We start from the raw sequence: 13,123 nt of genomic DNA on the forward strand, positions 1-13,123 counted from the left end.
CTGCTGGTCGGCCCGCCGGGCACCGGCAAGACGTTGCTGGCCCGCGCCATCGCCGGAGAGGCCGGCGTGCCGTTCTTCACCATTTCCGGGTCCGACTTCGTCGAAATGTTCGTCGGCGTCGGCGCCAGCCGTGTCCGCGACATGTTCGAGCAGGCCAAGAAGAACGCGCCCTGCATCGTCTTCATCGACGAGATTGACGCCGTGGGCCGCGCCCGTGGCGTTGGCATGGGTGGCGGCAATGACGAACGCGAGCAGACGCTGAACCAGCTTCTGGTCGAGATGGACGGGTTCGAGGCCAACGAGGGCATCATCATCGTCGCGGCCACCAACCGGCCCGACGTGTTGGACCCGGCCCTGCTGCGCCCCGGGCGTTTCGACCGTCAGGTTCAGGTGCCGAACCCCGATATCAAGGGCCGCGAGAAGATCCTTGGTGTTCATGCCCGCAAGGTGCCGATGGGCCCCGATGTCGATCTGCGCATCATCGCGCGCGGCACGCCCGGTTTTTCGGGCGCCGATCTTGCCAATCTCGTGAACGAGGCTGCACTTCTGGCGGCGCGTGTGGGAAAGCGGTTCGTGACGCTCGATGATTTCGAGAAGGCCAAGGACAAGGTCATGATGGGGCCGGAGCGCCGCAGCATGGTCATGACCGAGGACGAGAAGAAGCTGACCGCCTATCACGAGGCCGGTCACGCCATCGTCGGCATCCATGTGCCGCAGCACGATCCGGTCCACAAGGTCACGATCATCCCGCGCGGCCGGGCGCTGGGTGTTACCTTCTATCTGCCCGAACGCGACAAGCTGTCGTTGACACGCGAGTCGGCATTGTCAAAGCTGGCCTCGGCAATGGGCGGCAAGGCGGCCGAAGAACTGGTCTTTGGCCCAGAAAATGTGACCAACGGCGCCTATAGCGACATTCAGCATGTCACCAACCTTGCCACCGCGATGGTCAGCCAATGGGGCATGTCCGACAAGCTCGGCAATATCAACTACACGTCGACGCAGGAAAGCTTCCTCGGCAGTCAGTCGCATTTCAATGCCTCGGACGAAAGCCGCGAGATCATCGATCAGGAAGTGCGGCGTCTGGTGGATGACGCCTATGACCGGGCCAAGAAAATCCTGAAGGATAATTGGCAGGAAATGGAAAACCTTGCCCAGGGTCTGCTGGAATTCGAAACGCTGACGGGCGATGACATGATGCGTGTCATTCGCGGCGATGCGCCGAAAGCGGATGGCGACGATGGCGGGTCCGATGCCGGAACCCCGGCAACCTCGCTGACGGCCATTCCGAAGACCAAGAAAGCCAAGGCGCCGAAGGCCGATGGCGGCGGGATGGAACCCGAGCCGTCTGCCTGAACCGGACGCGGAAAGGGGCCGGTATGGCAAGGGTGAGCGACTGGAATCCCGACACCTACGCCCGGTTCGGCGATCTTCGCCTGCGGCCCGCGCTTGATCTTCTGGCGCAGGTCGGTGACCTGCCTGATGGCGATGTCGTGGATCTCGGCTGTGGCAATGGTGCAGCCGGGCCGACGCTGGCGAAACGGTTCGCGGGGCGACGCCTTCTTGGGGTCGATATGTCCCCTGCGATGCTGACCGCAGCCGGGAAATGCGGCTGTTACGATCACCTGGCAGAAGCCGATGCCGGTCAGTGGGTGCCGGACACGGCCCCGGCGCTGATCTATTCCAACGCCGCGATGCATTGGCTACCCGATCACGTCACGCTCTTCCCGCGACTTGCCTCGGCCCTGGTGCCGGGTGGCACGCTGGCGGTGCAGATGCCCCGCCAATACGGCGCGCCTTCGCACCGTTTCCTGCGCGATTTCGCGGCCGAGATGTTTCCTGACCGGTTTGATGTGAAGGGCTGGACCGCGCCGGTCGCAAACCCGGTCGAATATCACCGGCTGCTGTCGCCGCTTGGGCAGATCACGGTCTGGGAAACTGATTACGTACAGCGATTGGACCCGGCGAACGGCGCCCATCCGGTCCGGCGTTTCACAGAGGCGACCGCGATGCGGCCCTATCTGGAACGCCTGAACGAAGAGGAAGCCGCGACCTTCGTCAGGCGCTACGATCAGGCGCTTGTCTCGGCCTATCCGGTCGAGGCGGACGGGGCAGTCCTGTTTCCCTTTCGCCGGGTGTTCTTCGTCCTGACGGTCTGACCGATCCTTCGAAATCATCGGTAACTTGACGTGAATGCGGGGCAGGTTGCCGCCGTGACGGCGGACCGCTACGGTCGCGCAAATTCATCGCTACGGAGGCCAGATGCCCGCCCTCATCCCCACCGATCACCATGCAACGATCACCTGGCTGGGATGTGTACCGCATCGCAACACGGCAGAGATCGTGGCGCATCCGCTCGACCGGATGCCGCTTAGCTGGGCGGGTTACGACGACGACTTCCATTCCGGTGTGACGCGACCGTCCTGTTCGCGCGTGGTCAGCCAGCACGCCAAGGGCACCGAGATTCGCAATGTGCGACAAGTGTCGGTGGTGAGTGCCGAGGAGCTCGCCGGGATTGCCATCTCGCTCGGGCTTGATGAAATCGACCCGGCATGGCTCGGTGCCTCCGTCGTCATCTCAGGCATTCCCGATTTCAGCCATGTGCCACCCTCCTCGCGCCTTCAGGCCGAAAACGGCACGACGTTGGTTGTCGACATGCAGAACCGGCCCTGCCGGTTTCCGGCCCTGACGATCGGCAAGGCGCGGCCGGGCGAAGGGCGTGATTTCAAGGCTGCGGCCGAGGGGCGCAGAGGCGTTACCGCCTGGGTGGAGCGGCCCGGAGCGCTGACGGTCGGCGACAGGCTCAGGTTGCATGTTCCCGACCAGCGCGCCTGGGCGCCGGATCACGCGGAAATGGCCGTTTCAGCGCATGAAAGCGTTTCCGATTAGAAACCCTCATTTCCATGGCTGGCGATTCCGTTTCCGGATATGTCGGAATCCAGCAGTACACAATGTCGCCCGAAGGTTATAGCCCTTGGGGAAATCACCCGGCAGCCGCCGACAGGGAGAGAAGTAACTTATGGCTTTCAAATGCGATATCGAAATTGCCCGCGAGGCAAAGAAGCGTCCGATCCAGGAGATCGGCGACAAGCTGGGCATTCCGACCGAGCACCTTCTGCCCTACGGTCATGACAAGGCGAAGGTCAGCCAGGACTTCATCACCTCGCTCGAAGGCAAGAAGGACGGCAAGCTGATCCTCGTCACCGCGATCAACCCGACGCCTGCGGGCGAAGGCAAGACCACGACGACCGTGGGCCTTGGCGACGGCCTGAACCGGATCGGCAAGAAGGCGGTCATCTGTATCCGCGAAGCCTCGCTCGGGCCGAACTTCGGCATGAAGGGTGGCGCGGCCGGCGGCGGTCACGCACAGGTCGTGCCGATGGAAGAGATGAACCTACATTTCACCGGCGACTTCCACGCGATCACCAGCGCCCACAACCTGCTGTCGGCGATGATCGACAACCACATCTACTGGGGCAATGAGCTGGAAATCGACGCCCGTCGCGTAAGCTGGCGCCGGGTTCTCGACATGAACGACCGCGCGCTGCGCGACACGGTTGTCAACCTTGGCGGCGTGTCGAACGGCTTCCCGCGCCAGACTGGCTTTGACATCACCGTGGCGTCCGAAGTCATGGCGATCCTCTGCCTTTCGAAGAACCTCGACGATCTGCAGCAGCGCCTCGGCGACATCGTCGTCGCCTATCGCCGTGACAAAACTCCGGTCTATTGCCGTGACATCAAGGCCGACGGCGCGATGACTGTGCTTCTGAAGGATGCGATGCAGCCGAACCTGGTGCAGACGCTGGAAAACAACCCGGCCTTTGTCCATGGCGGCCCGTTCGCCAACATCGCCCATGGCTGCAACTCGGTCATCGCCACCAAGACCGCGCTGAAGCTTGGCGACTATGTCGTGACCGAAGCCGGGTTCGGGGCCGACCTCGGCGCTGAGAAGTTCTTTGACATCAAGTGCCGCAAGGCTGGCCTCAAGCCCTCGGCGGCGGTGATCGTTGCCACGGTCCGCGCGATGAAGATGAACGGTGGCGTGGCCAAGGCTGATCTCAACAATGAGAATGTCGATGCGGTCAAGAAGGGCTGCCCGAACCTCGGCCGTCACATTGCCAACGTTAAGGGCTTTGGTGTGCCGGTGGTCGTTGCGATCAACCACTTCCACAGCGACACCGATGCAGAAGTTCAGGCGGTGAAGGAGTATGTGGCCGAGCAGGGTTCGGAAGCGATCCTTTGTCAGCACTGGGCCAAGGGCTCGGAAGGCACCATCGATCTGGCCAACAAGGTTGTCGAGATGGCCGAAAGCGGCAGCGCCAATTTCGCGCCGCTCTATCCCGACGAGATGCCGCTCTTCCAGAAGATCGAGACCATCGCCAAGCGCATCTACCACGCTGATGAGGTTCTGGCCGACAAGTCGATCCGCGATCAGCTGAAGACCTGGGAAGAGGCCGGTTACGGCAACCTGCCGGTCTGCATGGCCAAGACCCAATACCGCTTCACCACCGATCCGAACCGCCGTGGCGCGCCGACCGGCCACTCGGTCCCGGTGCGTGAAGTGCGTCTGTCGGCCGGTGCGGGCTTCATCGTCGCGATCTGCGGTGAGATCATGACCATGCCGGGCCTGCCGCGCACGCCTGCGGCCGAAACGATCCGGATCAACGACGAAGGCAACGTCGAAGGTCTCTTCTAAAAACGGGGGCGGCCGGGCGGGGCATCGACCCCCGCCCGGCCGCACGCCTTGGCGCCCCCTTGACGGGGGCGCAATCCGTCTGGCAGGGCCGGACAGGCAAGAGCATAGGAAGGAAGCGGGAATGAGCGCCAAGGTGATCGACGGCAAGGAGTTCGCGGCGGGTGTACGCGCCCGGGTGGCCGAACATGTCGCGCGGCTGAAGGAAGCAAACGGTATCACGCCGGGCCTTGCGGTCGTTCTGGTGGGCGAAGACCCGGCCTCCGAGGTCTATGTGCGGTCAAAGGGCAAATCCACGACCGAGGCGGGGATGAACTCTTACGAGCACAAGCTCGACGCCGATACGTCCGAGGCCGATCTTCTGGCACTGATCGACAAGCTGAACAACGATCCGGCGGTGCACGGTATCCTCGTGCAACTGCCGCTGCCCGGGCATCTGAATTCCGATCTGGTGATCAACTCGATCGACCCGGCGAAAGATGTCGACGGGTTTCATATCTCGAACGTCGGCCTTCTCGGCACCGGGCAGAAGTCGATGGTGCCCTGCACGCCGCTTGGCTGCCTGATGATGCTGCGTGACCATCACGGTTCGCTCTCGGGCCTCGACGCGGTCGTTGTCGGCCGCTCGAACATCGTCGGCAAGCCGATGGCGCAACTCCTGCTGGGCGACAGCTGCACCGTCACCATCGCCCATAGCCGCACCAAGGACCTGGCCGAGGTCTGCCGCCGCGCCGATATCCTCGTCGCCGCCGTGGGACGTCCCGAGATGATCCCGGGCGACTGGGTCAAGCCGGGTGCCACCGTGATCGACGTGGGAATCAACCGGATCGAGCGGGACGGCAAGAAAAAGCTGGTGGGCGATGTAGAGTACGAGAGCTGCGCCGCCGTTGCAGGGGCCATCACCCCGGTGCCGGGTGGTGTCGGCCCGATGACCATCGCCTGCCTTTTGGCCAATACGCTGACCGCCTGCTGCCGCGCCAATGGGTTGGCCGAGCCCGAAGGGCTGACCGCCTGAAACTTACACGGGCACCATCGTGCCCTGAAGAACTGCGATGAGGCGGCGGTTGCCTGCCGCCTCCACTTCGACCTCCGCCGTGACCACCATCAGCCGCCGCCCGGCCTTGACGACGCGCCCCGTCGCGATTAGCCGGTCGCCCTCCGCGGGGGCCAGAAGATTGATCTTCATCTCTGCCGTCATCACCTCAGCCTCATCGGCCATCAGCGTCAGCGCTGCATAGCCCGCCGCGGTATCGCCCAAGGCGAAGGTCAGCCCGGCATGGCCGACATCGTGCTGCTGCCTTGCAAGGGGTAGGATCGGTGCGGTGATCTCGCACATCCCTTGGGCCAGCGCGGCAATCTCTACCCCAAAGGTCGCCATCAGACGCTGTTTGGCAAAACTCGCCCGCACCTTCGCATCGCGGTCGGGGTAAAGGGGCTCGGTCATACAGGCTCCTTTCTGCGCGGCATCGGTATTGGCCGCGCGACCCGCCCGGTCAGGATCGCGACGGCACCGGGCTGCATCAAGTCGGACAGCGCCGGATCGTCGCTGTAAAGCCCGCCGGTATAAGTGCCATAGGCCGGCAGGATCAGGCGCTGGGTATCGGCAAGGAAACATCGCTGGGCTTGGCCTGCAATCCGCGCCTTCGGATGATAGTGCCCCGAGACTTCGCCCGTCGACCCGGCAAGCGCGATATGCCGGAAGGTCAGCGGTCCCAGCGCCAGCTCCGCCCGATGCTCGCCCCCCAAACCCACCGGCCCCGGATCGTGATTGCCCTCGATCCAGACCCAGCGCCGCCCGGCCATGAGACGCGCAAGCCAGAGCGCATGCGCCTCCCCCAGCTCCGCTGCCTGAAGATCGTCGAACGTATCGCCAAGGCAGATCACCATCCCGGCCCTGGTCGCCGCAATGTCAGCGTCGAGTCGCGTCAACGTCTCTTCCACCTCATAGGGCGGCAACAATGCCCCGGCCCGCCTCGCGTAACGTTCCGAGCGGCCGAGATGCAGGTCGGACACTGTCAGGCAGCCCTCGGACGGCCACCAGAGCGCGCCGGACGGAAGGGCGGTCAATGCCGCGCCGCGAAGGGAGAAACCATGCCCGTTCATGCCTTGTTCCTGCCTCGCTTGAATGCAGAAAGCAATCGGTCTTCTTCATTGTTCAAATACCCCGGGGGTTCGGGGGCTGGCCCCCGGCCGCGCGTCAGCCAAGCCCGGCCTCAGCCATCAGCCGTGCCGCCGTTTCCTCCATCAGCCGCTCCCGTGCCGCGCCCTCGACGGGCACCTTGCCGTGCTCAAGGAACAAGGGGGCCGCGAAGGGCGTAATGCGGGGCAGGGTCAGATGGTCGATACGGGGGCCGACCCTGTCCAGCATGTCCTCTATCCGGCCAAACCCGACCAATCCGCGCATCGCTTCCTCGCGGGTCACCTGCATCAGCAGGTGATCGGGGTCATAGCGGCGCAAAGTATCGTAGAGGATGTCGGACGAAAATGTCGCCTGCCGCCCGGATTTCCGTGCGCCGGGAAGGTTGCGGGCGATGAGGCCCGCAACAAGGGCCACGTTGCGGAAGGTGCGCTTCATCACGGCGTTACCGGCAAGCCAGACCTCCAGTCCCTCCCGCAAAGCTGTGCGGTCGAAGAGCGCCGACGGATCAGGCACCGGGTCCAGTCCCCAGATCAGTGTTGCATAATCGGTTGCGACGAAACCGAGCGGGTTCAGCCCCGCTTCCTCCATACGTTTGGTCAAAAGAAGACCAAGCGTCACCTGCGCGTTCTTGCCCATGAAACCGTAAGCGCAAAGATGGGCACGGCCCTCGGCGGGAAAGGTCTCGATCAGCAGACGGTCAAGCTGGGGCAGGCGGGACATGTCGCGCTGAAGCGCCAGCCATTCAGCGGTGTGCGTGGGCAGGTCGGGCCAGTCGTCCTGCCGGAGCATGCGCAGGATGCGGTGTGAAAGCTGGGTCGAGGTCGAAAACTTGGTTCCCGAATAAACCGCGATCTTCGGCTCGCGCCCCGGCGCGGGGGCGACCTCCAGTGCCATTTCGCGCAGGCCGACATAGCGCACGATCTTGCCGCCGATCAGGAAGGTGTCGCCGGGGGCAAGTTTTGAGGCAAAGCTTTCCTCGACTTCACCCAAAGGCTGCCCGCCCAGCCGGTTCTGCCAGCGGACCTTGACCATCTCGGCATCGGTGATCGTGCCGATATTCATCCGGATGTCGCGGGCGGCGCGCGGATCGCGCAAGGACCAGAGCCCGCCCCTGAACAACAGCCGCTGCCAGCGGTCGTAGGCCTTTAGCGCATAGCCCCCCGTCGCGCAGAAATCGAGACAGGCATCGAAATCGGGACGGGTGAGGGCGGCATAGGGGCCTGCACTCGTCACCTCGGCAAAAAGCGCATCGGCGTCGAACGGCGCGGCGCAGGCGGCGATCAGGATATGCTGACAAAGGACGTCGCGCGGCCCCGGCCCGCGCGGGTCGCCGTCAAGGTCATGGTCCTTCACCGCCTGCAAGGCGGCCTGACATTCGACTACCTCCCACCGGTTCGCGGGCACCAGAAGCGCCTTCGACGACGCGTTGTAGCGGTGATTGGCGCGGCCGATCCGTTGCACCAGTCGTTTGACGTTCTTCGGCGCGCCGACCTGAATGACAAGGTCCACATCGCCCCAGTCGATGCCGAGGTCCAAGGAACCGGTGCAGACCACGGCGCGCAAGTCCCCGGCCACCATCGCAGCCTCGACCTTCTCGCGCGCCTCGCGCGACAGCGATCCATGATGGATGCCGATCGGCAGGCCTTCGTCATTGGCCATCCAGAGGTCGCGGAAGAACAGCTCCGCCTGCGCGCGGGTGTTGTGGAAGATCAGCGAGGTGCGGTGACGCCGGATTTCGGTCAGCACTTCGGGGATGGCATATCGCCCACCGCCACCCGACCATGGCGGCGGGCCTTCGGTTTCCAGCATGGCTATATCGGGATCGGGGCCGGGATCGGCATTGAGGATCTCGCACCGGTCCGGGTGGCGGGCGAGAAAGCGGGCGATGGCGGCGGGGTCTTCGACCGTCGCAGACAGGCCGACGCGGCGCAGGCCGGGGGCGAGGGTGTTCAGGCGGGCGAGCGACAGCATGAGCTGATCGCCCCGCTTCGATTCGGCCAGTGCATGAACCTCATCCACGATCACGCGGGCAAGGCCTGCGAAAATATGCGGCGCGTCTTCGTAGCTGAGGAGAAGCGCAAGGCTTTCCGGCGTGGTCAGCAGGATATGCGGCGGGTCGGCCCGCTGGCGGCGGCGCTTGGTATAGGAGGTGTCGCCGGTCCGGTCCTCGATTCGGATCGGCAGGCCCATCTCGGTGACCGGCCGGGTCAGGTTGCGCCGGATATCGGCAGCAAGTGCCTTCAGCGGCGAGATGTAAAGCGTGTGCAGGCCCTTATGCGCCCCGTCCGCAAGCTCCGCCAGGGTTGGCAGAAACCCGGCCAGTGTCTTGCCGCCACCCGTGGGGGCGATCAGAACAAGGGATGGGTCATCGGCGCGGTCCAGCAATGCCTGTTGATGCGGATGGATCTGCCAGCCACGGGCGTCGAACCAGTCGGAAAACGGGGCGGGCAGGGGGCGCATGTCGCCAGTCTACCCCCAAGGGGGCGGGACACAAGTCAGTGCAGCGCGCGCATCCGTTGCCCGCGAACCGGGCTGATCATCGTGCGCGGGGGGCGCAGATGTGCTTCGGAACAGGCCAGATCAAGGGCGATTTCGACATTTTCCACCAGCGCCGTCAGCGCGTCGCTGCCGCAGGGAACGGTGCGATCGTTTTGCACCTGATCAAGGCCCGCGCTCAGCAGACCCGGTCCAAGCGCTGCTTCGGTCAGATCGAAGATTCGTTCATCATCGATACCTTGCGCCTCGGCCCAGTCGAGAGCAATCCGTGTCAGAGCGGTCGAGGATGCGGTAAGCAGATCGTTGAGTGTCTTCGCAGCGGTCGCAGTGCCGAAGTCCCCCATTCGAATAGTACGGTGCCCGAGTGTGTCAAAGATTGACCTCAGATCGACGATGGTTTCTTCGTCACCGCCGACGAAGAAACGAATCCGACCCATTTCGGCGGTCCGAAGCGTGCCGGAATAGGGGGCGTCGATCAGGGTGACGGACGACCGGATCCGGCCCCTGAGGGCGCGGATATAGCGGGGCGACAAGGTCGCGGCGATGACAATGCGTTCGAGGAACGGGGCGGTTTCTGCCAGTCGCCGGGTAGAGAAGAGCAATGCCTCAAGCTCTCCGATGTCGCGTGGAACCGCGATAAGTGTCCTGAGGCTGGCGGCGAAAGCCGCAGGGTCCGTTTCTTCCGCGTCGTCGGGGATGCCGACGGCCGAAACATTCAGGCCACTCGTCCGCAAGCGGGACAGGAAGGCCGAGCCGGCCCGTCCCGATCCCGCGATGCCAATCCCGTCGGTCAATGAACGATCTTTTCTTCGCGGACGAACATGTTCGCCCAGGCACGGTCGATCAGCTCTGGCGTCATCTGATAGGGAATGCCCTCAAAATCGCAGATGGCGATCATCTGGTCGATCAGGAAGACAGGCTGATAGTTCGCATAGATGTTGTCGATGGTCGGGTATTTGACCTTCAGAAGGTGCAGAAGCGTTTTTTCATCAAGCGGCATCTTCTTTTTCTTCGCCACCATCGCGAAGATCTTCAGGAAGATCTCCTGATCCGGGCCGTCGATCTTAATCTTGAAGAAGATCCGGCGCAGGGCGGCCTTATCGAAGATCTCGTTCGGGTGGAAGTTGGTCGAGAAGATGACGAGCGTGTCGAAGGGCACCTCGAACTTCTCGCCCGATTGCAGGGCGAGGATGTCGCGGTTTTCTTCCAGCGGAACAATCCAGCGGTTGACGATCTTCTGCGGCGGTTCGGCCTGACGTCCAAGGTCATCGATGATGAAGACGCCGCCGGTGGCTTTCATCTGAAGGGATGCCGTATAGGTCCGGGCCGTGGGGTTGTAGGTCAGGTCGAGCATGTCGAGCGAGAGTTCACCGCCGGTGATCACGGTCGGACGTTCGCAAAGGACATAGCGGTTGTCAAAGCGGTTCGAAGACCGGCGGAGCGAGTTCGGGTCGTCCTCGGCCGCCTCGGCTGCGGAATGCACGATCGGGTCATAGACCGTGATCACCTGACCGGCATATTCGATGGCCTTCGGTACGAAGATTTTGTCGCCGATGGCGTCGCGGATACCGTTTGAGATGGAGGATTTACCGTTGCCTGGCGGGCCATACATCAGGATCGACCGCCCGGCGCCGACGGCGGGCCCGAGATGGTCCAGCAGCTCATCGGGCAGAATAAGGTGACCCATCGCGCCGGTCAGTTGCTGGCGCGTCATCTGGACGTTGCGGATCGACTGCTTTCTGGTCTGCTCGCGGTACATTTCCAGGGGCACCGGCATCGCACCGTAATATTCCGACTGCGACAGCGCGTCGAGCGCGCGGGCCTTGCCCGCATCGGTCAGCTGATAGCCCATTTCGTTGCTGGACGTGGCGTGCAGGGTACCGGTCGCCTGGATCAGCTTCTGGGTGCGCGAAAGGTCGATCAGTTCCTGCGTCACCGGCGTCGACAGTGAAATCTGGCGCGCAATGTCCGACACATATTCAAGGTTCATGCGGAACATCGTCTTGAGCAGAAGATCCCGCATGAGAACGGTCGACAGACCGGTCTCAGCCAGCGTTTTGGGGGCAACGGGTGCAATTACGTTGGGCACCTGCATGTTCATCGGATGGGACCTTCCTCGACCGTCATTCGGGCGTGACAGCGGGCGTTGCAACACAGTATGCAGGCCCGGTACCGCCGTGGGATTCACACGGGCACTCTGCCGCGCTAATGTGGCCAAAAAATGGAAACAATTTAGGGAACAAGGCGCAAATGAGCACGACAAACACCGCCCGTCTGACCGCATTTCTGGCGGCGTTGATCGTGGTTCTCGGAGGCGCGCCGCTGCTCAAGGGGGCGTTCTTTCTGGGTAAGCATGAAGGGGATACCATGCATCTGGCCGAACTGGTCCTGCGCATGGCAGAGGGCCAATGGCCGCATCTCGACTTCATGACGCCGATCGGGGTTCTGGCCCTTGCGCCGATTGCCCTGTTCATCAAGGCCGGGGCCGGTCTGGGGCATGCGATCTTCTATGCGCAGATTCTGGTTGCGGCGGTCTTGTTGCTGCCGATGATGCGGGTGGCGACAAGCAGGTTGTCCGGGTTCTGGCCCTATGCCTATGGCGGATTTGTAATGCTTCTCTGCCTCGCACTGGTTCATGGTGAGGCACAGATCGCGATATCCATCTCCATGCACTACAACCGCTGGGCCTGGGCCGTTAGCTATATTGTCATTCCGTTGGCGGTTCTGGCACCTCTTGGCACGCCACGGCCCGCCCTGGACGGGGCGCTGATCGGAGCGGGAATGGCCGCCCTTGCCCTTACCAAAATCACCTATTTCGTGGCGTTTGCGCCGGGTTTGCTGATCGTCCTTCTGGCCCGAAAACAGATCATGGCCATCTTCGCGGCTCTTATCGCCGGTCTGGCGGTCGCTGCCGTTGTCACGATCTCGGCCGGGACGGACTTCTGGCTCGCCTATCTCAGGGATCTGCTGACGGTTGCACTTGGCGACAACCGGCAGGCACCAGGGGACGATTTCATATCCGTCGTTGTCTTGCCAGAGTACATTTTTGGCACATTCCTGCTGGTCGCGGCGATCATCTTTCTGCGGCAAGCCGGTCGCATGGTCGAGGGGCTGGCATTGCTGGTGCTGATGCCCGGCTGCTTCTACGTGACCTATCAGAACTTCGGCAATGATCCGCAATGGCTGTATCTTCTGGCGCTTCTGGCCTTCGTCCTGCGGCCCGAAGGTTCTGTCACCAACGGGTTCGGCTGGAACATGCGGTCAGCCTTGACCTTTGTTGGCGCCCTAGCACTGGCAATCGGCGGGGGATCGGCGATCAACCTTGCGTTCAGCCCGTGGCGTCACCTTGCCTCAGATGATGAGGATCGCATACCGCTTCTGTCGCGACTGGCAAAGCATGACGACGTCCTCACTTTGAAAAACCGCATGTATACGATCGACCGGCGCGACCCCTACGACACCCCCGGCGATCCGTTCGCCACGTTCCGTGTGGATGCCAAGCGGCCGGATCCGACCTATCTCAACGGTGAGGAGCTGGCGGAATGCGAGTTGGTGGGCGGGATTACCGCATGGTTTGAACTGGCGGTGGACGATCTTGACCAAGCCGGATACGCGGGATCGGCGATCATGGGCACGGATCTCTTTTCAGCTTACTGGATGTTCGGCGATTTCCGCACCGTCAAAGGGGCGGCACCCTGGTATTACGGAGGTGCCCCCGGGATCGAGAACGCCGACTACGTTGTCGTGCCGCTCTGTCCGATGTCACTCAAGCTCAGGGCGTCAATGCTCAAGGCGCT

At 63.0% G+C, this 13,123-nt stretch carries 11 protein-coding genes; 6 read left to right on the top strand and 5 right to left on the bottom strand.

Annotated features, from left to right (window positions below):
* The 5 genes from ftsH to folD form a co-directional block, all read left to right on the top strand.
* The coding region (gene ftsH / locus WBB85_RS15275; RefSeq protein ID WP_432639460.1) for an ATP-dependent zinc metalloprotease FtsH at positions 1 to 1,353 on the top strand (1,353 nt) is incomplete at its 5' end.
* Between the two features lie 23 nt (positions 1,354 to 1,376).
* The gene (locus tag WBB85_RS15280; protein ID WP_432639461.1) at positions 1,377 to 2,156 is read left to right on the top strand and encodes a methyltransferase domain-containing protein; all 780 of its coding nucleotides are present in this window, start codon (positions 1,377 to 1,379) and stop codon (positions 2,154 to 2,156) included.
* Positions 2,157 to 2,259: 103 nt separating this feature from the next.
* The gene (locus WBB85_RS15285) at positions 2,260 to 2,886 is read left to right on the top strand and encodes an MOSC domain-containing protein (protein WP_432639462.1); all 627 of its coding nucleotides are present in this window, start codon (positions 2,260 to 2,262) and stop codon (positions 2,884 to 2,886) included.
* A gap of 130 nt (positions 2,887 to 3,016) precedes the next feature.
* The gene (locus tag WBB85_RS15290; protein WP_432639463.1) at positions 3,017 to 4,693 is read left to right on the top strand and encodes a formate--tetrahydrofolate ligase; all 1,677 of its coding nucleotides are present in this window, start codon (positions 3,017 to 3,019) and stop codon (positions 4,691 to 4,693) included.
* A 121-nt stretch (positions 4,694 to 4,814) separates the two neighbouring features.
* Entirely contained in the window at positions 4,815 to 5,705 is an 891-nt protein-coding gene (gene folD / locus WBB85_RS15295) for a bifunctional methylenetetrahydrofolate dehydrogenase/methenyltetrahydrofolate cyclohydrolase FolD (RefSeq protein ID WP_432639464.1), read from the top strand.
* Between the two features lie 3 nt (positions 5,706 to 5,708).
* On the opposite strand, the gene WBB85_RS15300 is transcribed toward folD, so the two are convergent.
* The 5 genes from WBB85_RS15300 to WBB85_RS15320 all read right to left on the bottom strand — a co-directional run bounded on the left by WBB85_RS15300 (position 5,709) and on the right by WBB85_RS15320 (position 11,427).
* On the bottom strand, positions 5,709 to 6,134 hold the full coding sequence (locus WBB85_RS15300) for a PaaI family thioesterase (protein WP_432639465.1): 426 nt from the start codon (positions 6,132 to 6,134) through the stop codon (positions 5,709 to 5,711).
* Positions 6,131 to 6,793, bottom strand: coding sequence for a ligase-associated DNA damage response endonuclease PdeM (gene pdeM, locus WBB85_RS15305; protein ID WP_432639466.1), 663 nt, complete (start codon positions 6,791 to 6,793; stop codon positions 6,131 to 6,133). Before pdeM ends, WBB85_RS15300 begins: the two co-directional genes overlap by 4 nt.
* 94 nt (positions 6,794 to 6,887) lie before the next feature.
* A complete protein-coding gene (locus WBB85_RS15310; RefSeq protein WP_432639467.1) occupies positions 6,888 to 9,290 on the bottom strand; it encodes a ligase-associated DNA damage response DEXH box helicase in 2,403 nt (800 codons plus the stop codon).
* Between the two features lie 35 nt (positions 9,291 to 9,325).
* Positions 9,326 to 10,120, bottom strand: a complete 795-nt coding sequence (locus WBB85_RS15315) for an NAD(P)-binding domain-containing protein (RefSeq protein ID WP_432639468.1) — start codon at positions 10,118 to 10,120, stop codon at positions 9,326 to 9,328.
* Positions 10,117 to 11,427, bottom strand: coding sequence for an ATPase (locus WBB85_RS15320; protein WP_432639469.1), 1,311 nt, complete (start codon positions 11,425 to 11,427; stop codon positions 10,117 to 10,119). The genes WBB85_RS15315 and WBB85_RS15320 overlap by 4 nt, the downstream gene beginning before the upstream one ends.
* 149 nt (positions 11,428 to 11,576) lie before the next feature.
* Here WBB85_RS15320 and WBB85_RS15325 point away from each other — a divergent pair.
* Positions 11,577 to 13,123 (top strand): hypothetical protein (locus tag WBB85_RS15325; RefSeq protein ID WP_432639470.1); only part of this gene is annotated, 1,547 nt, incomplete at its 3' end.

Origin of the sequence: Albidovulum sp., from assembly GCF_049646345.1 — a bacterium.
Classification (GTDB): domain Bacteria; phylum Pseudomonadota; class Alphaproteobacteria; order Rhodobacterales; family Rhodobacteraceae; genus Albidovulum.

Coding starts and splice junctions, on each gene's coding strand:
- WBB85_RS15280 (WP_432639461.1), top strand. CDS start 1,377: ATGGCAAGGGTGAGCGACTGGAATCCCGACACCTACGCCCGGTTCGGC.
- WBB85_RS15285 (WP_432639462.1), top strand. CDS start 2,260: ATGCCCGCCCTCATCCCCACCGATCACCATGCAACGATCACCTGGCTG.
- WBB85_RS15290 (WP_432639463.1), top strand. CDS start 3,017: ATGGCTTTCAAATGCGATATCGAAATTGCCCGCGAGGCAAAGAAGCGT.
- folD (WP_432639464.1), top strand. CDS start 4,815: ATGAGCGCCAAGGTGATCGACGGCAAGGAGTTCGCGGCGGGTGTACGC.
- WBB85_RS15300 (WP_432639465.1), bottom strand. CDS start 6,134: ATGACCGAGCCCCTTTACCCCGACCGCGATGCGAAGGTGCGGGCGAGT.
- pdeM (WP_432639466.1), bottom strand. CDS start 6,793: ATGAACGGGCATGGTTTCTCCCTTCGCGGCGCGGCATTGACCGCCCTT.
- WBB85_RS15310 (WP_432639467.1), bottom strand. CDS start 9,290: ATGCGCCCCCTGCCCGCCCCGTTTTCCGACTGGTTCGACGCCCGTGGC.
- WBB85_RS15320 (WP_432639469.1), bottom strand. CDS start 11,427: ATGAACATGCAGGTGCCCAACGTAATTGCACCCGTTGCCCCCAAAACG.